Here is a 23,291-nt window from a genome sequence, read left to right as displayed (position 1 = left end):
CTTCTTTTGAAGTTTAGAGGCGTTGTTCTCTTCCGGCAATGAAAAAGAGGGATGCACTCCGGTAGCCTGATCGGTACGGTTGGCGGTGGCGCGGGTGAAGGGAAGATAATCGAACAAGCCTTGAAGGTGTTCAAAAGTAAAGAACAACTCGTTGAAATAGATCTAACGGGTATGCCCGGCAGAGAGACTCAGGGTGTGTGTGACGGAAAAGTGCGAGTAATTGGCATGTCGGCAGTCAAAAACGTGTCCGGATGGTTCGCCAGGCGCTACAGCAGCAAATACCGGTGGAGAGTAGGACTGCGACAGCTTACGCAAAAACTGCACGCCAACATCAAAAAAGTAGAGTTTGCAGTACCTGAAGTATTAGTCGATATCAATGACGAAGAGGCATATCAACGCTCATTCAGCAGCATGTCTAAGCCCTGCTAAAACTTCTGAAAAGCATCTGGCATGAACCCGTTCTGGCGTGCTACCCTAGTAAAGTTCTATTAAATTCACACATCTGGATTTTCGGGTGTTTAGCGCGGCCTTTCGACTTAGCCAATTGGCGGTCAATCGCTCTAAATGCAGCCAGATGGAGGTTTAACCCGGAAGGAGAAAAACATAATGCCAGTCGTAACCCTGTCTGACTTATTAGAGTCAGGCGTGCACTTTGGTCACCAAACTCGCCGCTGGAATCCGAAGATGGACGAATACATCTTCACTTCCCGCAACGGCGTTCATATCATTGACCTGGTGCAAACTGCCCAACTGCTAGAAGATGCCTACACCTACGTGCGCAAATCGGCAGAGAGCGGTAAGAGCTTTTTGTTTGTCGGCACCAAGCGCCAGGCCGCTGGCATTGTCGCTGAAGAAGCCAGCCGCTGCGGTTCTTACTATGTCAACCAGCGCTGGTTGGGCGGTATGCTCACCAACTGGGCCACGATCAAAACCCGCATAGAGCGCCTGAAGGAGCTAGAGCGGATGCAGTCGTCAGGCGCGCTAGACCTGCGGCCTAAAAAAGAAGGGGCAATGCTGCGCCGCGAGCTAGAGAAGCTGCAGAAGTATCTGGGCGGCATCAAAACCATGCGCCGCATTCCTGATGCGGTGATCATCGTCGATGTACGCCGTGAATATAACGCCGTGCAAGAATGCCAAAAGCTGGGCCTGCCCATCATCTCTTTGCTAGATACCAACTGCGACCCGGATGTAGTGGATGTGCCGATTCCTGGTAATGACGATGCCATTCGCTCGATTAAGCTGCTGATTGGCCGGTTGGCAGACGCCATCTATGAGGGCTCCCGAGGTGGTGGCACCGACAGTGGTAGCGGCGGCAGCGGCGATATGGACGATATCTACGGCGGCTACGATGGCGCAGACTACGATGATGAAGGAGCCGAAATCGAAGCAGCCACAGATACCTCAGACGCAGCGGCTACCGCAGAGTCGTCAGAGACGGCACCAGCAGCGGCTACTGCTGACAGCTAATGATGGCCCCAGCTAGCTAGTTCTTGTCGTCAGCTAGCCATCAACTAGCAGAGTCAATTCGTTAAGGTTAAGCAGCAGTCTACTGGGCCGTTTAGTTTAACCTTAACGACGACTGCTCAACTCTTTTGGATACTTTCTTGGTAACTTCTTAACCTAATACAGGTAGTAAGGAGTGAGTTTTTTTGACTAACATAGGGCGCAAATACTTGCCCTAAGCACACCCTACTAGGACGAAGGCACAATGGCGGAGATTTCTGCAAAGCAGGTAAAAGAACTGCGCGATCAGACTGGCGCAGGCATGATGAATTGTAAAAAAGCGCTGAAAGAAACCGATGGCGACATGGAGAAAGCCAGCGAATGGCTGCGCCAGAAAGGGATCACCTCAGCTGCTAAGAAGGAAAGCCGGGTCGCTTCAGAGGGCTTGGTGCATAGCTACATTCACACAGGTGGCCGGGTTGGTGTGCTGGTCGAAGTCAACTGTGAAACCGATTTTGTGGCTCGTCGCGATGAGTTTAAAGAGCTAGCTCGGGACGTGGCCATGCAGATTGCGGCTTCTCCCAACGTTGAGTACGTCAAAGTGGGCGATATTCCTACTGAAATCGTCGAGAGCGAAAAACAGATTGAGATGGGCCGCGACGACTTAGGCAAAAAGCCGGAAAACATTAAAGAGAAGATTGTGCAGGGCCGGATTGACAAGCGCCTGAAGGAGCTTTCTCTGCTGGATCAGCCTTTTATTAAGGATCAAAATATCACCGTGGAAGAGCTGGTGAAGCAGGCAGTCGCTAAGCTTGGCGAAAATATTCAGGTGCGCCGGTTCTCTCGCTTCATTTTGGGTGAGGGCATCGAAAAAGAAACGGTCAGCTTTGCTGATGAAGTCGCGGCTCAGACCGGGCAGAAGAAGTAAGGCGATCGCTAGTCTGCAAAGCTGATCCCACTTCAGCATGACTGACTTACGGTTCTAGAATCGGACTCTTCTTGAAGGCGAGGAGTCCGATTTTTACTATCAGAGTCCAATTTTTAATATCAAATTATGAATCAGGCGGGGCAGGGCGCAGTATCGCTGCAAAATCGCTATTGTGTAGAGCATATGGTTAAAGCAAGCGGCCAAATTGAAAAGGAGCTGGGGCTGCTCCAGCGGCAGACAGAGGCCATGTCTAACTCCCTGGAGCCGCTGTACGATAGCTATCTGAAGGCGCTGAGTGAGGCAGGTAAGCGGCAGCTGGTGATGGCGGCCTATCACCTATGTACGCGGGCCTATCCAGACAGGTTTTTGGCGCTTTCTTGGGAGCAGCGCAACCAGGTACAGCAAGGCTTGCAGGCGCTGAGCGGGCAAATCTATAGCCAGCTCAGCGCCCAGCGAGAGCAGGCTAAAAAAATGAGCCGCCGATCTCAGCCGCCTGGCGGACTGGCGTTTTTGCAGCGGCTGTTGGAAGCCAGAGCGGCTGGGGCGACGGTGATTGCCACAGAGGGCGATCGCGATCAGCTACTCGAAAAGCTATCTTCTCTCTCACAGTCAGATCCACAGCCACCTGATGCTGAGCTGTCTGGCCCTGACCCCGAAGACTGGCAGGCGGAGATGCAGTCGCTAGATGACGAAGGCGATCGCTACGATGCCTATCCAGACGACCGTGAAGACGATAGCTTTGACACTGATTTTGCCTCCCCGGCGCTAGACGACGATGAGTCAGCAGACGGCGGGCAAGACCCAGCCTCAGATCTGACCGCCGCCGAACTAGATGACGAGTTGGATGACGACCTGGGTGACGATTTAGATGACGATTTAGATGACGATTTGGGGTTCGACATGGAGGTGCCCGCCGCCGATCCGCGCCTGACGATCTCTGAAGAAGACGATTTGCTCGCTGCGCTAGAGGGGTTGGCTCGCCGCTCTATTCAGCAGAATGAACCTGAGGAGACAGACGAGGCACCGCTGACGCCCATTCATTTGGTCAAGCAGCAGATGCTGTTAGAAAAGGCTATGCGAGAGGTGTTTAAGGCAGTCTCAGAAGAGGCGAATGAGCTGCTGCAAAAGGCTAACATCATGCCGAGTTTTCCCAAAGCGCTGATGGCCGCTGCAACTGATTCGCAGGGCATGGGCGAACCGATCAATGCCGTGCCCAACGTCGTCACCCTGTCGGTGAGGGTGATGCACGGAGAAGCCATGCTGGAGTCTGAAGAAGACGATGAACCAGAACGCCCGCGATCCAGGCGCAGATCGAGCCGACCTGACCGCCGGTCGTCAGGGGCTGAGGGGCGATCGCCGCGATCTAGACCTTACCCATCAGACAGGCGAGCCGAAGAATCGCGATCGCCTCGGCTGATCCCTTCAGAAGCGGTTGAAATAGACGCGCTGCCCGAGCTAGCGGCCATCAGTCTGCGGCTGAGTGAAGTAGAATTTACTGACCCGACTGTCTCCGCCTGGCGCAGACGGCTGCGGCAAAAGCTGGGCGAGCTGAAGCAATTAGGCATTCGCTATAAAAAGACGCAGCGTGCCCTAGAAACCGCTCAAGCTGAAGATGCCTGGCGCGCCAGCTGGACTGTTCGCCCAGCCGATGAAACTGGCTAACCCCGCTCGTCACATGGATCAACCGGCCCCCTATCAATCGTCACCCGAACAGCTGGCCCTTGACCAAACGACTGCCGACACCGCAGCGGCCAGATCGGTCACGGACAAACCAGCTGTAGACCAGTCTAAAGCCGTGGTGCTGCCTGACTGGGTACGTCTGCAAAAGGCTCTGAGCGTAGAGTCTGAGCACGGGTTTAACAATATCGCGGGCCACCAGCAGCGCTTTAATGAGTTTTTAGCGGATAGTTTGGTCAGTGGCGCTCAGGCATTGTCTGTGCCGCTAGCCAGCCAGATCAGCGCCGACAAGTGGCAGACCTTAGCCGACCGGTTTACTCAGTACGGCGATCTCTCTTTTTCGCAGCGCCAGCACCTGGTTGCCGATACGCGGCGATTTTTGCATCGGGCCAGGCAGACAGCCGACGCCCTGCCGCTACTAGCCGAATCTGGGGCGAGCTATGGCCCAACTGAGGCTGATCGCTCCGGCTCGGCAAAATCTACCGCCAAATCCGTTACCAAATCTAAAAAGACTTCAGCGCGGCGATCAGCCAAATCGCCTAAGACCACTGACGTAACCGGGCTGGTCAATCGCCCCACATCCAGCCATCCGCTCGATCAGCCGCTAACCTACCTTAAGGGCATTGGGCCTCACAAGGCCGAAAAGCTGGCTAAGTTGGGGCTGCTTAGCATTCGCGATGCCCTGTTTTACTATCCGCGTGACTATATTGACTATGCGCGTCAGGTCAAGATTAAAGATTTGGTGCCCGGAGAAACCGTGACGATCGTAGCGACAGTGAAGCGCTGCAACTGCTTTAATAGCCCGCGCAATTCTAAGCTGACAATTTTTGAGCTAACGGTGTACGACAGCAGCTCTCGGTTAAAGATCAGCCGGTTTCTAGCCGGTACTCACTTTCGCTCGCGGGGCTGGCAAGAAAGGCAAAAGCGGCTGTATCCGCCGGGCTCAGTCGTGGCGATTTCGGGGCTGGTGAAGCAGTCAAAATACGGCATTAATATTGACAGCCCTGAGATTGAGCTGCTGGGCGGCGAGGGCGATGCAATTGATTCGCTGACGATTGGCCGGGTGGTGCCGGTGTATCCGCTGACAGACGGTGTGGGAGCCGACCTGATTCGCCGGGCGGTGGTGGCGGCGTTGCCGTCGGCGGTAGATCTGCGCGATCCGCTGCCAAGAGGGCTGCGCGAGCAGTATGCGCTGGTGGATTTGGCGGTGGCGATCGCCCACATCCACTTCCCCCCAGATAGCGAAACGCTAGCCCAGGCCCGCCGCCGCCTGGTCTTTGACGAATTCTTTTACCTACAGCTCGGCCTGCTGCGCCGCCGCCAGAAACAGCAGCAGCAGCAAACCCACATTCAGATGGCCCCTACAGGCGAACTGATCGACGCCTTTTACCAGGTGCTGCCCTTTAAGCTCACAGGCGCCCAGCAGCGGGTCACTCAAGAAATTTTGCACGATTTGCAGTCTTCAGCGCCGATGAACCGGCTGGTGCAGGGCGATGTAGGCTCGGGCAAGACGGTGGTCGCCGTCATCGGCATTCTGGCCGCCATTCAAGCAGGCTATCAGGCGGCGCTCATGGCCCCTACCGAAGTCCTCGCCGAGCAGCACTATCGCAAGCTGGTGGAATGGTTTAACCTGCTGCATTTACCCGTAGAGCTGCTGACAGGCTCGACCAAAGCCGCTAAGCGTCGCCAGATTCACCAGGAGCTGCTGACGGGTGAGCTGCCGGTCTTAGTCGGCACCCACGCGCTGATCGAAGACCCGGTGAAGTTTAGCAATCTGGGCCTGGTCACCATTGACGAGCAGCATCGGTTTGGCGTGGCGCAGCGGGCCAGGCTGCAGCAAAAAGGCGACAATCCGCATGTGCTGACGCTGACGGCAACGCCGATCCCTCGGACGCTGGCGCTGACCATTCATGGCGATCTCGATGTCAGCCAGATTGACGAGCTGCCGCCGGGCCGCAAGGCCATCCAGACGACGGTGCTGGGAGGGCGTGAGCGGGCCGATGCCTACGATCTGATCCGCCGAGAGATTGCCAAAGGTCGTCAGGTCTATATTGTGCTGCCGCTGGTAGAAGAATCTGAAAAACTAGATCTGCGCTCAGCCATAGAAGAACACCAGCGTCTGCAAGAAACTATCTTTCCAGAATTTCAGGTGGGCCTGCTGCACGGTCGCATGAGTTCGGCAGATAAAGATGCGGCGATCAGTGCCTTTCGAGCGCAGACGACGCAAATACTTGTATCTACAACAGTTGTGGAAGTCGGGGTAGACGTGCCCAACGCTACCGTCATGCTGATTGAACATGCCGAGCGGTTTGGCCTGTCGCAACTGCACCAGCTGCGAGGGCGGGTGGGTCGTGGCGGTGACCAGTCGTACTGTTTGCTCATGAGCAGCAGCAAAAGTGAACCGGCGATGCAGCGGCTAAGAGTCTTAGAGCAGTCTCAAGATGGCTTTTTTATCTCAGAAATGGATATGCGCTTTCGGGGGCCGGGGCAGGTATTGGGCACTCGTCAGTCAGGTCTGCCAGATTTTGCCCTGGCCAGCCTGGTAGAAGACCAGGAAGTCTTAGAGCAGGCCCGCACGGCAGCGACGAAAGTGCTGGCAGCTGAGAGTGAGTTGGGTGAAGACGGGCTAAGTCGCTGGCCGCTGATGGAAAAGGAACTGGCACGGCGCTATCAAAAGCTCATGGGTGGGGCGATTTTGACCTGATTGTGGCCTGATTTTGGCCTGGCTACGGCCAATGCCCTGGCGGAAGCGTGGCAGAATACCTGACGAGGCGCTGAGGAAGCTTTGTTCTATACTTTTCCCAGCGAGCCTCAGGCAAAGTTAGGGGTGATATTTTATCTAGAGGGGATAGGTTCTCATTAACCGGCGGGGTTAAAGCCTTTGAAGACGGTCTTCGTTCATTATAGGGAGCTGCGTTTACAGTGAAAGTCAAAGTGGTTAGCGACACGCTTTTTAAGCTCAGGCCCAAGCTGTCGGGACAGCTGGCAAATTCAGAGAAGGTCTTTGTCAAAAATGGCACTGAGTTTGAGGTGATTTCTTATACCGAAGCTGAGGGTGACCATACGCGGCTGGTGCTAGCGAATGAAACCCTGAATGGTCAGCGGATATGGTACGGCTATAACCCGGATATCGAAATTCAGGCGTCACCGGTAAAGCTGGTGGTGGTGAGCGATACGCTGTTTAAGCAGCGGCCTGTGGTTTCCTCTCAGCTCTCAGATGCGGACAAGATCTTTGTCAAAAACGGTACTCAGTTCGATTTGCAGTCTTACCTACCAGCAGCCAACAATCACTTCAAAGTAGCGCTGGCCAATAAGTTTTTAGGCCCACTCAACCGCAATACCTGGTATGCCTATCAGCCCGATGTGCGGGTGAGCGGTTCTATCGTCACGCTTAAGGTCATCAGCGATACGCTGTTTAAGCTCAGGCCGGTTTTTTCTTCTCAGCTCACCAGCGCCGAAAAAGTGTTCGTCAAGAATGGGACTGAGTTTGAAATCGTCGATAGCGAAAAGGCGACCGGCAACCATGTGCGGGTAGTGCTGTCGAATACGGGGTTGGGCGATCGCCAACTCAAAACCTGGTACGCCTATGCCCCGGATATCGTCATCGAAGGCAATCCGCCCGATAACACGCCACAGCCCGTTCCTGAACCGCCTAAGCCACCTATTCCTGAACCCCCCACTCCAGAACCAGATCCGGATAAACCCACAGGCCCGTTTCGGCTACCGGGCTTCAGCAGTACTTTTTATCTCTCAGAGCCGATTATCCCAAACGGTAACTTTACCTGGGCGGAGGCAACCAGAAACGGTAGCCGCATTCCGGTCAACCGCGATGTGGTCTATGGCATCATTCGGATTGCGCGGGTGATGGAAGAAGTGCGTTCTCGGCTGGGCAATCGCCCTATTCGAGTCAATTCCTGGTATCGCGACCCGGCGTCTAACGCGGCTGTCGGCGGAGCTAGGTTTTCTCGTCACATGTCTGGCGACGCTATCGATTTTGTGGTCATTGGCCTTGGTTCCTCCACTGTATATTCCCGGCTAAATAGATGGTGGGGCTCTCGGGGCGGCCTAGCTAGCTCGTCTATCTTCACCCATATCGACACACGCGGTTACTATGCCCGATGGAGCTATGGGTATTAGACGGCAGTTCGGCAGTTCCTTTGCTATCTGAGAGGCAAATCCCATAGTCGGCTGGGTTCGCGGTCGAGATCTCAGCCGAACGGCGCTAAAGTGACTATTCTAAGCTGACTCGCTTGGTTAATATGGCCATTACTTCACTTGGGCGACCGGTGGGCATGGGCAAGCTCCAGTCGTTGGGGTCGGCGTAGCGAAGTTTGTGCAGGTGCTTGATGGTGGCTAGCACGGCGGGGGCAGTGCCAATCAGCATATGGCGAACGGGTTCGGGCTGCGCGGTGGACTTTTCGGCAAATGAAGGGGTGAACGCGGCTGCGCCCTGAGAGGAGGGGATAAACATAGGGGTTCTGGGTTTCCGAGTGTATGGGTCGAAACCCAGAACTCGCAAATCCTTAGCCGCCCGCAGAGATGACGTGCAAATCGGGGTGGCTAGGGGTTACATTTACCCTTAGCGTCCGGGATTGCCTGCTAATCCTGGGGGTTAGCCGTCGGTAGGTGTTCGTAGCACCTGCCGATGGCGCTAAGTCATGTTGAGTTCTGAGTAGGATGCGATACGCGATCGCAACCATAGAAACGATAATAAGCGCATTTCTACGCAGAATCAACCTGCAAATTGTTACGGGACATTGATATTTGGGGAGCGGTTTCTCTCCTTACAACGGCGACGCCAACGCTATTCAACACATTCCCTTTTTTGCCAATTGATAGAAGTGGGCGCTAGATAGGCTCTCCGGTAAACTAGAGCCATCCGCCCGAGTTCTGGTTAGCCAACCCCTCGACTGGCCCTTTTGATTGAGATAGTCTGTGCAGTAAAGTCGAACTTTAGGAAAGATAAAACCGTATGACCATTGATGACTATGACAGCGCCATTTCACCCACCTCATTATCGACCCAGAGCATCCTCTAGCAGATTCAGTTAAGACTTATCAACGGCAGCGGAGCCATCGGTTGAGGCTGCAAGACCAGCGAGGCTTTGCAGCCTTAGCGCAGCAAGCTAAATCGGCGAAGAAGCGAAAACGAAGCGGTGGGTTTGGGGCTTGATGATTTTGAGAACGTGCCCAAGCGGTAACTTCTTGCCAAACGGCGGGAAGCACCTGCACCCAGGTAAAGCGCTGAGTTAGGAGGCTTTTGCTTCTGTTCGTTTTTGCTTGAGAAATTCAGCAAAGTCTCTGACTTCTTCAAGCGTGTTTTCGGGTAATTCATTGACCAGTGCTAAAAGCTGAGCGCGTACGCCGACGGCTTCTCTAGCGGGTGTGACTAAGCGAATTTGTTGAGGCATGACCGTTTCTACGCCGATGGTTTCCATAAAGGAGTCGGCTGCTTCAGGGGTGCTCGCAGTAAAGTCGCCGTCCTCAGTATCGGTTACCCATCCGCCAAATAGCTCGACCATGTAGGCTTCGCCGTTATTGAAGACTTCGACAATTGAGCCAACGCAGCCTTCTGGGGCGGTGCCACCGTCTTCTAGCGGAATCTCTTCCTTGAGCTTTACGGAGTCAAACAGTTGAAATTGGTTCATGGTTACCTCTTACGTCTGCTTACGTCTTTGGGGGACTGCGGTCACAAATCGGGCGATGGTTTCTCCCGTTAGCACTATCCAAATCGTTTTGATACGCTTAGTTTTGCCAGATGGCCCCGTGATGAAAATGATAGCTTGGTAGCGCTGACCTTGGGCGTTAGGCTCAGTCGCTTCGAGTTGATCAGGCGTGGCCTGAGCCAGGATTGCTTCGCAAACGGCTTCTGGACTATTGAAACCTAAGATTTCACGCCAGAACTTTCGCTTATCGCCCCCTTTCCCGGGAGGAGTCGCGTTGTTGAGAAGATACTCACCCTTAGCGATAGGGACTTCTAGACGTTCAACTACCATGATGGTTGAATTTTGGGTCTTTTGAGTATGGTTTGATCGCCGAATTCGTTGATGCTAGCGATCGCCCCAATCAAAACGAGATGTTCTCCGACTTAAGCTTGAGTAGTCGTTGGACTGTGGGAGTAGGATTTTCGTCCTGTTCCCGTTCGGCTTGCAGGCAGTATTCTAGCCAGCGCTTGATGTATGGGCTGATTAATTTGTGGCGGTGCCATTAGCTATTGTCGCACAGTTACTTGTCTACGAATACTTGTCTACGAATTTTGAGGCGTCCTCAATGCTTGCTCAAGGCTGCTAATAGTCTCAATCGCCTCTCGCACTTCGCCGTGATAAATGCTGACGATGCGAGAGTGGCTAAAGCGGATTCATGATGAGCGACTCTACTCTGCTCCCTCTACAAACTGCTTGCAGATTTTAGTGCGAATTTTTCGAGTAAGATTTTACTTGGATGATTTGCTAGAGATACTAGCTTGTTTACTAAAGCGATAGGTACTATCGCATCATCGTACATATCACATTTCAACTTCTGGATATTGATCAGTATCTCGTCGAGGTTCCTATAAAGAAATTTTTGAGGAGCCTTGATAATGTCTTTATCCGCAGTGGGAATGGACAATACAAAGACTTGATTGTCCGAAGAATGAAAAATTATTTTCCCGCTATAGTAAGACGTAATCCCATAGTGCATCTTCTCAGAATCTCCGGGTGTCACGTACTTATATATGTAGTCATTGCTCAGAATCAAGTATTGCCCGCCTTTTAGGATCACTTGCCCTTGTCTTGGTAGACAGATCTCTTGAGCGTGGTCTACGAAGGGCCCACTTTTTTCTAATCCTACCAAAAACAAGTTATTGCTTTCTTGCAGAAATTTGCAAAGCTCTCTGAAAAGCTTATGCATATTCGCAGTCTGGCCCGAAAAACTCAAAGGTCCGTCAGCAATGAACAAAAAGTTGTTTAATAGGCTTCTTTGATGTTTGTATATGACTCTAATAAAGTGAACAATAACTATCTGCTCAATTAGGCGTGTGACGTAACCGAGTATGCCTCCAGCGCCCTGTTCTTCATCTACGGCCTCGTGGAGCCTAAAAATGTCAGTCAGAAACACTGGGCCGTTAGATGTGTCAAAAGTATAATCGCTCTTCATTTGAGATCTTTTCAATTCGACACCTCCTTTCTCGCCTGGTTCGAGATTAGGATCGGTACCTAAATCATAGATCTCAGATGAGTGAGCTTTATATTCCTCAAAAACAAGCCACTTCAGCGTTGCCATGAAATTTGAGCTATCTCTATCCCTCATGAAAAAGTCATAGATTGTCTTTCTGACGGAGTCTTTAAGGGATAGCTCATTTCCAGAGATTACGTTCTTAATTGGCAAAGCGAGTTTAAATCGCTGAAGATCGTGTAGCTTGTTCATATCTTCTGGAAATATGAAAGGCTTTTCAGATAGTTCTTCCAAGTCTTCGACACTAAAAAGCACAGCGCCAAATTGAAAAAACGCGATTTGAGAGGAGGGAAAGCTTTTTTTTACTTCAACGGTTGTGTAACCCCCATCAACTGCAAGGATATGCTTGATAGGGTTAACTATATCTTCATCGAGATCCTGAATTAGTTCCTTATCTGCTTCTTCTATTTCCGAGGCTTCTTTGGGAAACTTGCAGGTCTTGATAAAACTCTGTATGAACGGATCTTTTATCAAATGAGTGTGATTGGCTTTAGACGCCCACTCACTCGGCTTATGGCTTCGGCTAGTTATACCCATATCAAGAGCCTCTGTTTGCTAAGAATCTATCTATCTGTACTGGTACAACGAATGGATTAGTGTAAGTTTTCATTCGTACAAAACCCTTATCATTTCCAGCACTGAACCTTAATAGAGATGAAATGAAATCGGAGAAGTCATAATACTTCCTCAGCTCTTTAAGCTCATCCTCATTGTTCAAATGAGCAATAAACCAATTTTGAGTATTCTTGAGGATATTTGAACTAATAGAGCTAACCTCCTGCGTAGCGTAAGTCATGCCAAGATGAAGCTTTGCGCCTTCTTTTGCTAAGCGATTGTATACGTCGCTTAAATCCTTTTCTTCTTTTTTGGGGAAAAGATTGTGCGCTTCCTCGAAATAGAACTGAATATGGTTGTTCGGCAGAGTTTTAGTGAAGCGTCGCATTGAATCGTCAAAAATTTTCTTTGTTATCTTATCTGAGTACAAGTTTCTAATTTTCTCGTCACCTTGTGCCAGGTCAATAATGACAATTCTACCTTTCCTCAAAGCTTTAAGAATCTCTTCTTCAAAGGATGTCTCAGACAATTCTGTATGAAGATCGATGAATTGTCTAAGTAACCGGAAACCACTGTAGGTTGCTTTCTGCCCGGGGCCAGACTTTCTAGTAAGGAAAGTAAGTAGTGCTACCATATCTTCATCAAAAAAGTCTTTATCTTTCTTTTCCTTGTACTTGTCGAACTTGCCCTGATGTTCCTTGTTACCCATGGCCTCAAAAACTTCTTGAAACCAATGGGTAGCCTGTTCGATAGTTATTCCATTGTGAGGTTTTATGGTCGGCACAATCTCGTTTATAGTGTCGGCATCACCGTAAAATTTAACTGTATTCGAAGCTGGGGGTAGTTTGAATCTAGCGCCTACCAAGCAGCATTTATAAATCGCTATTTTTTTGTCATAAGCGATAGCCGCATTGCGCTCATCGCTGGTCTTATCTTTCAGCGGTTTCTTGTAGTTCTCGGGCTCAACAAGATCAATAGCAAGGAAACTCTTTATATAATTACTACTCTGGTCTGACAAGCCACTAGAGATCAGCTTGAAGCCTGCCTGTATCTCCTTATAGAAATTGATTTTGAGAACTTTGAAACCCATGTCAGTTTTATCCACAATGGAATATCGATCTACGTTGTTCTCATAAAGCTCAAAGATTGCGGTGCCATCATCTTGCAGATTTGGATTCGCATATTCACCGTTGACGTCAAATATGATCTGACCCACAGAATATTGTGGAGCACCTTCATCCGTGAACGGACTCTGTTCATTTTTGGTCTCAGGAAGCTCCTTCGAATGCGCTTTGCTTGATATTTCCGCAGTCGCTTCTATTATCTTCTTGACCGTGTTGGATTTACCTGTTCTTGTCATGCCAAACAAAGCAGTCCTTTTACCGATAAAGTCTTGCGGACTTATAAACACTTCCACAGGCGCTTCAGTTGATTGAAAACGACGGCTGGAGCTGTAACGAACATGCCCAATTCTAAACTCGTTCTCGTTGCCAGCAATGAGTTCGGAATCTCTCTGGTTAACTATCTTCTTCAGGACGTCACCGGTTGCTTTATAGACACTATAGTTGTTAGCTGAGTAGAAGTTCTCTAAATCCGCTCCAAACTCTAACCCTTCTTTTGCCTCTTCGTCACCATCAACAGTAATTGTCTCTTTCGTTTTATAAAAAGCACCAAGTACACGGCATTCAAGACCTGAGAAGCTAAACTCATACCTTGTAAAGTCATCCAGCTTACTCTCCTTCGGGTTGCCAGCTCTACCACTTATGTCAGTGCCTTCCTTGTAATACTCAATCATTGAGCTAACTACGTCATTATCCGTAGGCAGTTTCGATGGTATCAGAGCCCTTAAAAGCAGTGCCTCAGAGACACCATCCTCTCCGTCGTAGAAAGCTAGTAGGAAAGTACCTTGAGGAATACCTTTGACACGATGCTTCCATGCATCAGATATGAGTATTCTGGCTTTCTCATAATCAAGGTAAAAGGGCCGACCTACAAACAAGTCTTCGTTACGCCCCTTGTCGAAGATGTCAATGCTAGCAATACCTTTAATTCTTTCTTCTAACATTAGGCTGCTCCTTGTGGGGACTCAATTTTCAAAGCTGCGTTCAAACTTGGATCTTGGAAACGAACTATTGAGTCGAGTGCATAGTCTTTATTAATCTCTACTGCGATCCACTTCCTTCCCAATTTCTCGGCTATGTATCCAGCGGTGTTACTTCCAGCAAATGGATCTAAAATTAAATCATTCTTATCTGTCAAAAACTCAGTGAAGAAGCTGACCAACCCAGGGTGCATTCTAGCGGGATGCGGTGTCTTCCCCTCCTCTCGACACTTGCGAAAGTAATAATCGTTTGAGTTTGTATTAGAGAACCTTAATACGCTGTGCGGCAAGCGAACTTCCCTGCTATCGTCTATTTCCTCAAGTTCAAATAGATTGTGAGCAATACTGCCTCCATTGTCCTTTGCGAAAGCTTTCGGACTCAGATGATGCTGAGAAGGTCTTCTTCCCGAATTGAACTTCTTTGTATCAATCAACTTCTTCATCCTCTTGCTGTAAGGACGCAAAACTTTTGAGTTGTTAGCTTTCGGGAAATCGCTTTTGGCTATCCACCACACATGTGTGTAGCTATCTACAGTACGTATTCTGTTCACCGTAACCCATTGAGCTGGCGACGGCAAACGAGAAGGATTATAAGAGATAAATTCTTGTATGAGCCTCAAGTCGGAATTAGAATCGTTTACCAGACCTAAAAGGCACTTAAGATGCAATAGCGATTGTACCGGTCTTCCTTTCTCCCATGAGTTACCTATTTCTATCACCAACGATCCATCTTCAGTAAGTAGCTCACTAAAAACTGGAGCAAGACTTACGAACCAATTCAGATATTCATCGCCCTGTAAATTCCCATACTTCTTCTTCTCATTTAGAGGAAAAGGCGGCGACGTAATTATGAGCTGAAATTTATTTCTGTAATATCTGCTTAAATAGCCTTTTGAAATTTCTAAAGAATCCCCAACTAAAAGCTTTCCTAGTTTTGTTTTGTAGAGTTCTCTTTTCATTTGCAGTAGAAACGTTTAATACTGGTAGTAAATGTCATATATCTATATCTGATCGGGAAAATCATCAAGTAACCGAAAGCCCTTAGGGCTGTTCACTGAAGTACTCTTATCCAGGCTAATGTAACACACCCATTTACTCCGACGCTTGCGTGTTTTGGTTAGCTGAATTTTACAAAAATAAAATTTGCTAGCATTCAAACTGTAGCATCTCTGTCAAACTAGATCTTGTCTGACAAGGCAGACCGCTGCGAACTCTAGACTCAGACCAGGTTGTGTTCGCAAAGCTCAAAAAAAGCTCTCACCTGTCCCAGCAAACCCACCATATACCCAGCCCCAGACATCAATGACCTCCTCATCTCGCCTCCCGCCTCTAGTCGATAAAATTCCACCACTTTCCGTCGGTGACAGCACCGTATATATTGGTCGCCTTGCCTGATTGCTGACTTGCCCACTGGCACGTCTGCATCACCACCAGGCACTGAGCCTCACCGCGCTCAAAGTCATCATTATTCGCCTGAATCACACAGCCAAAAGGATTCACCAAATACACACACCGCTCAGCAATAAGATAGTTAACATTCCCGCAGACATTTTCGCCATCCAGGTACGCACCCTTCAATATTTTCAGTCGCCGCGTCCCCTGTAGCCACTCTTCGCAGATAGCATCAATCAGCAGCAGTTTCCCATCATCTGATTGCACCCTGTCAAACCGCTGCGATCGCTCTAGCCTCTGCTGAAAAAATCCGCTGATAGGAATCGGCTCCGTCTCGGTTTTCCAGCGCTTTAGCTCAGTTCTGATAAACGCTGAAAATTAAGCTGTTTTACTCCTCTCAATGCTGACGTTTGCTAAACTGTGACTGAATAGCAACGGTTCACGCTATGGCCAAAGTATTAGCAGTCGCAGAGTTAGGCAATCCGGTGTTGCGATCGCCCGCCCACCCCATTCAAAACATCCAAGCCCCGGCCATCCAAAAGCTCATAGACAACCTGATCAAAACCACAGCCAAGGCCAACGGTGTCGGCATTGCCGCCCCGCAAGTCTCTGAGAGCCTGCGGCTATTTGTCGTCGCCTCGCGGCCAAACCTGCGCTATCTGCACGCGCCCGTCATGGAGCCCACCCCCATGATCAATCCTCAAATTATGGCCTATTCCGACGAGCAGGTCGAAGGTTGGGAAGGGTGCCTGAGCGTACCAGGACTGCGCGGCAAGGTGAAGCGCTCCAAAGAAATTGAGATTGTCTACACCGACCGTCACGGCGAGCAGCAACAAAAAGTATTCACCGATTTCGTTGCCCGCATCATTCAGCACGAGTACGATCACATCAACGGTAAAGTCTTTTTAGATCGCGTAGAAAGCACCCTAGATCTTATGAGTGAAGCCGAGTATCATTCGCAAATTGTCTGCGGTTAGCAGAGGTAGACCGGTTATGGTAGCGCTTCAGGTAAAACAACTCAGAGTGCCAGAAGGCCAGACTATTGAGATTCAAGACGTGAGCTGGTCTGAGCTGGAGGAGATTCTTCAAGATCTAGGTGAGAACCGAAACACACGGATTGCTTACAGTGACGGAGTTCTATCCATCGTGTCACCATTGCCAGCCCATGAAATTGATAAAGTTTGCATCGGGCGCTGTGTTGAAGTTCTATTAGATGAACTAGAGAGAGACTATATATCCTACGGTTCCACGACTTTCAAGAATGAAAAGATGTTAAAGGCTGTAGAGCCTGATGACTGCTTTTACTTAACGTACGCCGACAGGATGGCAGGAAAGCTACGCATAGATCTAGACATTGATCCGCCGCCAGAGCTAGCCATTGAAGTGGATTTGACTTCTAAAACCCAGCTAGAAGCCTACAAGGGGCTAGGCGTTGCCGAGCTGTGGCGCTACGACCAGGGATGCTTGAGAATTGATTGTTTAGAAGCGGGCGAGTATGTCGAGAAATACGAAAGCCCATTATTTCCCGGATGGCCCATCAAAGAAGCCGTCGGGAGGTACGTGAGAAAGGCACGTACTAGCAATCACCGTAAAGCAAAGAAGGAATTTCGGCAGTGGGTACTTGAGCAAATAGCGACGGCTGGTTAGTCCTACCTGTAGTGAAATTTACCTTTCTGCGTAGCTCGGTGTTTCACTATCCACTATGTCAACGCTAGCAACCAGCTATACACTTCAGCCAAACCGTCTACCTGATAGTGAGCATTCAGGCCGCTAGGGTTCGGTAAAGCCCATACTTGAGTGCCTTCCCAGTCGGGCTGGGGGCCGATTTTGGCTTTGGGCTGAGCGAAGGCGATGCGGTAGGCGGTGATGCCCAAGAAGGCAAGGCATTTAGGCTGGTATTTTTGAATTTTGGCGGCAAGGAGTTCGCGGCCTGCTTGGATTTCGGCTTTGCTGAGTTCGTCGGCGCGGGCGGTGGCGCGAGGAGCCATGTTGGTGATGCCGTAACCGAGGGCTATCAGTGAGGCGTCTTCGCTAGGGTCGTACAGGCGCGGAGTGATGCCAGCTTTGTGCAGGGCTTTCCAAAAGCGGTTGCCGGGTCTGCCGAAGTGATGGCCGATGACGACGCTGTAGAGGCTGGGGTTGATGCCGCAGAAGAGGACTTTGAGGTTGGGCGCGATGATATCGGGCATGGTTTGGCCGTGAGCAGCGAGAATTTCGGCTTGGGTGGGGCGGGGGGTGGGCATGGGGAGGTAGGGAAAGGGGATACACCTGTGGGCGGGAGTCTATTATTGTAGGGTCTGTGTTGTGAATGTCTAGTTATGCCTGGGGCGGGCGATCGCATTATGAAATCCACGCTAAACGAACTCCAAAATCGGGTGCAGGCTGCTTTGGCAGCAGCGTTTGGTGAAGAATATGCCCATACCGATCCGCTGCTGGTGAGTACCAATAATCCGAAGTTTGGCGACTATCAGGCGAACGTGGCGATGTCGCTGGCGAAGCCGCTGAAAAGCAATCCGAGGGCGATCGCTACTCAAATCACCGAAAATTTAGACGTTGCAGACTTTTGCGAACCGCCTTCTATCGCAGGGCCAGGTTTCATTAACTTTAAGCTGAAGACAGCGTATCTAGAACAGCAGCTCAAAGAAGTGCATGGGAGCGATCGCCTCGGTATCGCTAAGGCCAACCCGCCTCAGAAAATTATCGTTGACTACCCTAGCCCAAATATTGCCAAAGAAATGCACGTCGGCCATTTGCGACCGGCGGTGATCGGTGAGTGCTTTGCTAAGGTGGTGGAGTTTTTAGGTCACGATGTACTGAAAGTGAGTCACATTGGCGATTGGGGAACGCCTTTTGGAATGCTGATCGCTTATTTGCAAGAAGCTTATCCCGATCCGCAGGAAGCCGCAGAAGCTTCTTCCTCGGGTGATTTAGCGACGTTTTACCGGCAGGCTAAGCAGCGCTTTGATACCGATGACACGTTCAAAGAGAATGCGCGGCAGGCAGTGGTGAAATTGCAGGCAGGCGATCCGGAAGTGATAGAAGCCTGGAAGCGAGTTTGTCAGCTTTCTAAGCGCTCCTATCGCAAAATCTATGATCTGTTGAATATTTCCGCAGACATTGTTGATCGCGGGGAGTCTTTTTATAATCCGTATTTGCCCGATGTCATCACAGATCTAGACAAAGCCGGTTTGCTGGTAGAAGATGACGGAGCCAAATGCGTTTTCTTAGAAGGCTTTACGAACAAAGACGGCGATCCGCTGCCCATGATTGTTCAAAAGTCGAATGGTGGTTACAACTACGCTACAACAGATCTGGCGGCACTTCGCTACCGCATCAATGAAGACAATGTAGACCGCATTATCTATACGACAGATGCCGGACAATCTAACCATTTCTCTCAAATATTTCAGGTGGCACGGCGAGCGGGATGGATTCCAGAGACGGTAGAGCTGAGCTATGCGCCTTTTGGCTTGGTGCAGGGTGAAGACGGTAAGCGACTGAAGTCTCGTTCGGGGGAGGCGGTGCCGCTAAAAGATTTGTTGGATGAGGCGATCGCCCGTACTCGCAGCGACATAGAACAGCGTCTAAAAGCTGAAGAGAGAACCGAAACTGAAGAGTTTATCCAGAACGCGGCAGAAAAAGTAGGCATCGGCGCAATTAAATACGCTGACCTCAGCCAAAATCGCGTTAGCGACTACACCTTTAGCTACGACAAAATGCTGGCACTGCAGGGCAATACGGCCCCCTACATGATGTATGCCTACGTTCGCGTGCAGGGCATCAGCCGCAAAGGGGAGATAGACTTTTCGATGCTTGACGCTGAGATCAACCTGACTGAAGAAAGTGAGTTTACCTTGGCAAAGCATTTATTAGGGTTAGATGAAGTGCTCACTGAAGTAGAAACCGAGCTACTGCCCAATCGTCTATGCCAATACCTGTTTGAGCTGAGCCAAAAGTTTAACCAGTTCTATGACCGCTGCTCGGTACTACAGGCAGAAGAGCCGCTGCGCACATCGCGATTGATTTTGTGTGACTTGACGGCCAGGTCGCTCAAGCTAGGCTTGCATTTGTTAGGAATTGATGTATTAGAGCGCATGTAGGCAGACGATTACCGTTGGGGAGGTTAAGGTGTAGTCTGCCTCACCCTTGTTTACCCATTGTGTTCGCTGCGCTATGAAGAATCAAAGCTTGAGCATTCGCCCGATCATGGCAATCTGGCGCAGGTCACTTGAAAGGCTGCTGAATTTTTATGCCCGTAAGCGCGGTAGCCTAACATCATTTTTCCCAAAGCTGTTTATCTTTTTCATGCTGCTCAACATGAGCTGCTACTGGATCGCGATTTTGACGGCTTATCCGCAAGAAGCCTTTGGGAATGAGCGCTTCGAATACATGCTCATGCAGTTTCCGGTGGGCTTTTTAGGGGCGCTGTTTGACAGCTTTTCTTTTTTTATCACCGTGTGGATTGCGCGACGAGCGCTGAAAACGACTTCACTGCCTAGCTACATTGCTCACCTCAGCATCGATGTGCTGATTGCCATTGTCGCCACGTTCTGGGTGCTGATGGTCTTTTCGATATCGGGCTGGTTGGTAGGCACGCTGCAACACTCGTCTCAGTCGTTGGTAGAAAGCTCCGCCAAGTACGAAAACCGTCTCACCGACGCGGTCAAAGATCCGACCGGTCGGCAGAATATAAAGAACATCTACTTTGGGGTAATGATGGGATTTTCAGCCATGATTCCGACGATGATCCATCTGTATTTGTCAGCGCAGTCGGTATTTTTGTATTTGCGCAAGGTCTCTAAGCGCCGGTTTCAGAAGCTATAAAAGCTATAAATAGCTGAGAGGAAGGGGCTATGCCAGCTCTAGTGCGATGAAGACCAGACTGAATCCTGATAGATAGAGAAACCCTACGACCGCTAGCCGAGAAAGCCAGGGTTGGGGCTGATCCTCTATCGCTAGCGTGCGAATGCTGCGCATGTTTAGCCAGGCGTAAAAGGGGGCAGCCCCGAAGGCGATGATCGTAATCGTGTCTATCAGCGGCTCAAATCCGGCGGTGAAGACGGTGAGCAGTAGAGCGGCTAAGGCGATTAGGGTGAGAGCTATGGCCTGCCGAATTGGGAAAGTGCTGGCTTTGGTGTTGGGCATCAGCTCGTGTAAGCCTGCTTCTAGCGTGCGAGGATAGGCGTCTACAACGGTAAAGGTGGTGGAGAAGATGGCAGCGATCGCACACAGCCCAATCACCGGCTCCGCCCACACGCCAATGTAGCTGGTATACATGCCCACGAGCTGACCAGCAAAGACCGCAGGCTCATCCGCCAATCCTTGCTCAGGCAGCGTCAGCGTCCCCAGCGTCAAAAACAAGCAGGCCAAAACCACCGTTAGCACATAGCCAAAGTTAAAATCAAAGCTCGCTGCCTCTAGAGAAGTCGCCTCGCCTTTTTCTACGCCATCGGCCTGCACCCACAGCGACTGCCAGATCGAAAGCTCCAATCCACCCGGCATCCAGCCCATAAAGGCGACCAGAAACGGCACCGCTGACCAGGAGAAAACCGAGCTATGCTGATATATTGTTGTATTAGCAACTTCCAGTGTTATGGAAGCCTCGCTAGCAGTCGATGCCAACGCAAACGTCGTAGAAATTGCCATCACCACTGCGGCAACAGTCGCTACCGAGAGAAAGATCACGCACCACTTGGTAATCTGCTCAAATAGGCGATAGCGCCCTACCGCAATCAGCCCCCAGCAAAAGAGCAGCACGCCCACCGCCAAAATCGTCGCCGAAACCTCAGGCAGCCATAGATATTGCAGCAGCATCGCCGCGACAAACGCATCTACTGCAAAGCTTCCCACCGCGCTCACGACGCTGATAGCCAAAAACGGAATAAAAACCCGCTTACCCTGCTGCCGATACGCCTGAATCAGATTTTGGCCGGAAGCGGCTGCATATCGGTGGCCATACTCGTAAAACGGATATTTCATCAGATTAGCCAGCAGCACAAAGACCAGTGCCCCCCAGCCGTACAGTGCCCCAGCCCGCGTACTCTGCACCAGGTGAGAAACGCCAATCGCCGCGCCCGCCATCAGCATGCCTGGGCCTAGCTGTGATAGGGAGAACTTGAGGCGACGTTTTCCTGTAGCTAATGTCACTACGGCCTACCTCTGTAAACAGCTACGGCTTTGAACACCTGTTAGAATTTATAATATCAAGGAAGTGTACTGTTAGAATTTATAGATACTAACCTCGGTAAAAAGCCTAGTGAACATAGCAGACTTTTTGCAGGATTTGAAATAGTACAACTCGTTTTATTAGATGGATATAAATGTGCAGTCGGCCATTATTAGGTACTCAGATGAATGAAACTATGGAAAGCGAATTGGATGAAACCTGGGAAGTTGAGCCGACTGAAATGCCGGAATCTCAAGAGCAAGACGTTATTTCCTATCAGATATCTTACTACCCAGCCGATTTCACTTTGAAGGGCTATTTAGATAAATATAATAGTGGACAATTGCAAATCCCTCCCTTTCAACGCTCTTACGTGTGGGATCAAGTTAAAGCTAGCAAATTAATCGAATCATTCCTACTGGGGCTTCCTGTGCCAGGAGTTTTCCTGTACAAAGAAAGAGGCACGAATCGGCTACAAGTGATCGATGGACAGCAAAGAATTATCTCTGCTGTTCGATTCTTTAAGAATGAATTTGATGAGCGAAGCTTTCGGTTGAAGAATATAAATCCTAAGTGGGAGGGAAAAACTTATGCAGATCTGGATGAATCCGACAAGTTTCAGTTAGACGATACTGTACTTAGAGCCACGGTTGTTCAGCAATTAGACCCAGAAGATGATTCCAGTATTTATCACATATTCGAACGGCTGAACACGGGTGGGATGAATCTCAACCCAATGGAGATCAGAAAGTGTGTTTATTCCGGACGATACTTTACGCATCTCGAAGAATTAAATCAAAATGACTCTTGGAGACGAATCCTAGGCAAATCGAAGGTTGACAAGAGGTTGCGTGATGTGGAATTAGTCTTGCGTGTACTATCGCTAATGTACAGGCACGAAAAGTATGAGAAACCAATGAAGAGATTTCTCAACAATTATATAGCTTCCCAACGCAAGCTTTCGGAAGATGCTCTTTCACTCACTATCCAGCGAGAAAAAGACGATTTCTTTGAAGTCACTGAAAAAATAGTAAAGGCCCTTGGAGAAAAGCCCTTCCATCTTCGTGGGAGGTTGAATTACGCAGTTTTAGATTCTGTGATGGCGGCAATCTTGAGAAGGCTTGATCTTAGTGAAGAAGATTTTAAATTGGCTTTCAGTAATCTAACAGATGATGCCGAGTATATTGACCACGCTACTAAAAACACAAGCGACAAGGAAACTCTCAAGCTAAGGTTTCAAAAAGCAATCAATATCTTTGGCACAGTACGATAGTTCGTTATGCCAGCGCCCTTACTGAAAACTCAGACGATTATCGACGACTGCGAGTCCTTTCTTGAAAGCTCCGGCGGGTACGGCTCACCCATAGAGTCATACCTTGTGCAATACGCGCTAGTTATTCTTTGCGCAGATGTTCAACAAGAAATATATGCCATTGTCAAGAGACGCGCAGATACAATAAGCGATAGGCAAATATCTGCTTTTGTTTCTACAGTTTGTAATCGTGTTTTACGCAGTGTTAGTAAAAAAGAGATAGCAAGTTTTGTGGGATTCTTTGGGGAGGAGGAAAAGAATAAATTTAATGATTTGTTAGATGATGCAGAAGTTACTCGATATAATAACGCCGTCAGCAATAGGCACGATGTCGCCCACAGAGGTGGCGTTCAGATTACCTTTCGAGAGTTAAAGGAAGCTAAGGTATCTGCTATTAAAATTTTATCTGCCATGGCTACAGTTATTGAAGGTAGCAATCCTATCTTTTGAATAAGGGTAGCACTGGTAGCTTTTTCTCTGTGTCTTTCACATATTTACTTGCT

At 49.7% G+C, this 23,291-nt stretch carries 21 protein-coding genes; 12 read left to right on the top strand and 9 right to left on the bottom strand.

Annotation, left to right across the window (positions count from 1 at the left end):
* Nucleotides 1–51 precede the first annotated feature (51 nt).
* The 6 genes from CKL79_RS04770 to CKL79_RS04745 all read left to right on the top strand — a co-directional run bounded on the left by CKL79_RS04770 (nt 52) and on the right by CKL79_RS04745 (nt 8,185).
* On the top strand, nt 52–429 hold the full coding sequence (locus CKL79_RS04770; protein ID WP_121968447.1) for an XdhC family protein: 378 nt from the start codon (nt 52–54) through the stop codon (nt 427–429).
* A gap of 177 nt (nt 430–606) precedes the next feature.
* The gene (rpsB, locus tag CKL79_RS04765; RefSeq protein ID WP_121968446.1) at nt 607–1,467 is read left to right on the top strand and encodes a 30S ribosomal protein S2; all 861 of its coding nucleotides are present in this window, start codon (nt 607–609) and stop codon (nt 1,465–1,467) included.
* A 241-nt stretch (nt 1,468–1,708) separates the two neighbouring features.
* Nucleotides 1,709–2,371 carry a translation elongation factor Ts gene (tsf, locus tag CKL79_RS04760; protein ID WP_121968445.1) on the top strand — a complete coding sequence of 221 codons (663 nt, stop codon included), beginning with the start codon at nt 1,709–1,711 and terminating at the stop codon, nt 2,369–2,371.
* A gap of 183 nt (nt 2,372–2,554) precedes the next feature.
* Nucleotides 2,555–4,033: a hypothetical protein gene (locus CKL79_RS04755; protein WP_141242151.1), complete on the top strand. Its 1,479-nt coding sequence runs from the start codon at nt 2,555–2,557 to the stop codon at nt 4,031–4,033.
* Complete coding sequence (gene recG, locus CKL79_RS04750; RefSeq protein WP_240518657.1) at nt 4,020–6,752, top strand: ATP-dependent DNA helicase RecG; 2,733 nt, start codon at nt 4,020–4,022, stop codon at nt 6,750–6,752. The genes CKL79_RS04755 and recG overlap by 14 nt, the downstream gene beginning before the upstream one ends.
* A gap of 218 nt (nt 6,753–6,970) precedes the next feature.
* Entirely contained in the window at nt 6,971–8,185 is a 1,215-nt protein-coding gene (locus tag CKL79_RS04745) for a D-Ala-D-Ala carboxypeptidase family metallohydrolase (protein WP_121968443.1), read from the top strand.
* A 94-nt stretch (nt 8,186–8,279) separates the two neighbouring features.
* On the opposite strand, the gene CKL79_RS04740 is transcribed toward CKL79_RS04745, so the two are convergent.
* From CKL79_RS04740 to CKL79_RS04710, 7 genes are all read right to left on the bottom strand, one after another.
* The gene (locus CKL79_RS04740; RefSeq protein ID WP_170943971.1) at nt 8,280–8,519 is read right to left on the bottom strand and encodes a hypothetical protein; all 240 of its coding nucleotides are present in this window, start codon (nt 8,517–8,519) and stop codon (nt 8,280–8,282) included.
* Between the two features lie 777 nt (nt 8,520–9,296).
* The gene (locus tag CKL79_RS04735) at nt 9,297–9,695 is read right to left on the bottom strand and encodes a DUF2281 domain-containing protein (protein WP_121968442.1); all 399 of its coding nucleotides are present in this window, start codon (nt 9,693–9,695) and stop codon (nt 9,297–9,299) included.
* 9 nt (nt 9,696–9,704) lie between these two features.
* Nucleotides 9,705–10,043, bottom strand: coding sequence for a DUF6883 domain-containing protein (locus CKL79_RS04730; protein WP_121968441.1), 339 nt, complete (start codon nt 10,041–10,043; stop codon nt 9,705–9,707).
* Nucleotides 10,044–10,434: 391 nt separating this feature from the next.
* Complete coding sequence (locus CKL79_RS04725; RefSeq protein WP_205878995.1) at nt 10,435–11,736, bottom strand: DNA double-strand break repair nuclease NurA; 1,302 nt, start codon at nt 11,734–11,736, stop codon at nt 10,435–10,437.
* 64 nt (nt 11,737–11,800) lie between these two features.
* Nucleotides 11,801–13,882 carry a DUF87 domain-containing protein gene (locus CKL79_RS04720; RefSeq protein WP_121968439.1) on the bottom strand — a complete coding sequence of 694 codons (2,082 nt, stop codon included), beginning with the start codon at nt 13,880–13,882 and terminating at the stop codon, nt 11,801–11,803.
* A complete protein-coding gene (locus CKL79_RS04715; protein ID WP_121968438.1) occupies nt 13,882–14,877 on the bottom strand; it encodes a site-specific DNA-methyltransferase in 996 nt (331 codons plus the stop codon). The genes CKL79_RS04720 and CKL79_RS04715 overlap by 1 nt, the downstream gene beginning before the upstream one ends.
* A 370-nt stretch (nt 14,878–15,247) precedes the next feature.
* Nucleotides 15,248–15,577 carry a hypothetical protein gene (locus CKL79_RS04710; protein ID WP_121968437.1) on the bottom strand — a complete coding sequence of 110 codons (330 nt, stop codon included), beginning with the start codon at nt 15,575–15,577 and terminating at the stop codon, nt 15,248–15,250.
* Between the two features lie 179 nt (nt 15,578–15,756).
* Between CKL79_RS04710 and def the strand changes: the two genes are divergently transcribed.
* Both def and CKL79_RS04700 read left to right on the top strand, forming a co-directional pair.
* On the top strand, nt 15,757–16,287 hold the full coding sequence (gene def / locus CKL79_RS04705) for a peptide deformylase (protein ID WP_121968436.1): 531 nt from the start codon (nt 15,757–15,759) through the stop codon (nt 16,285–16,287).
* 16 nt (nt 16,288–16,303) lie between these two features.
* Nucleotides 16,304–16,957 carry a Uma2 family endonuclease gene (locus tag CKL79_RS04700; protein WP_121968435.1) on the top strand — a complete coding sequence of 218 codons (654 nt, stop codon included), beginning with the start codon at nt 16,304–16,306 and terminating at the stop codon, nt 16,955–16,957.
* 53 nt (nt 16,958–17,010) lie between these two features.
* Here CKL79_RS04700 and mug read toward each other — a convergent pair whose 3' ends face one another.
* On the bottom strand, nt 17,011–17,553 hold the full coding sequence (gene mug, locus CKL79_RS04695; RefSeq protein WP_121968434.1) for a G/U mismatch-specific DNA glycosylase: 543 nt from the start codon (nt 17,551–17,553) through the stop codon (nt 17,011–17,013).
* Nucleotides 17,554–17,652: 99 nt separating this feature from the next.
* On the opposite strand from mug, the gene argS reads away from it, so the two are divergent.
* Nucleotides 17,653–19,410, top strand: coding sequence for an arginine--tRNA ligase (argS, locus tag CKL79_RS04690; RefSeq protein ID WP_121968533.1), 1,758 nt, complete (start codon nt 17,653–17,655; stop codon nt 19,408–19,410).
* 73 nt (nt 19,411–19,483) lie between these two features.
* Nucleotides 19,484–20,134, top strand: a complete 651-nt coding sequence (locus CKL79_RS04685) for a hypothetical protein (protein ID WP_121968433.1) — start codon at nt 19,484–19,486, stop codon at nt 20,132–20,134.
* A gap of 27 nt (nt 20,135–20,161) precedes the next feature.
* Here the strand turns inward: CKL79_RS04685 and CKL79_RS04680 are convergent, their stop codons facing one another.
* Entirely contained in the window at nt 20,162–21,457 is a 1,296-nt protein-coding gene (locus tag CKL79_RS04680; RefSeq protein WP_141242150.1) for a divalent metal cation transporter, read from the bottom strand.
* 203 nt (nt 21,458–21,660) lie between these two features.
* Between CKL79_RS04680 and CKL79_RS04675 the strand changes: the two genes are divergently transcribed.
* Entirely contained in the window at nt 21,661–22,749 is a 1,089-nt protein-coding gene (locus CKL79_RS04675) for a DUF262 domain-containing protein (protein ID WP_205878994.1), read from the top strand.
* A gap of 6 nt (nt 22,750–22,755) precedes the next feature.
* Complete coding sequence (locus tag CKL79_RS04670; RefSeq protein ID WP_121968431.1) at nt 22,756–23,238, top strand: HEPN domain-containing protein; 483 nt, start codon at nt 22,756–22,758, stop codon at nt 23,236–23,238.
* Nucleotides 23,239–23,291: the final 53 nt, after the last annotated feature.

The sequence above is a fragment of the Leptolyngbya sp. BC1307 genome (assembly GCF_002286735.1).
Lineage (GTDB): Bacteria > Cyanobacteriota > Cyanobacteriia > Phormidesmidales > Phormidesmidaceae > Phormidesmis.
Note: the sequence above shows the minus strand (reverse complement) of the source record. Positions and strands in the feature narration are given on the sequence as shown.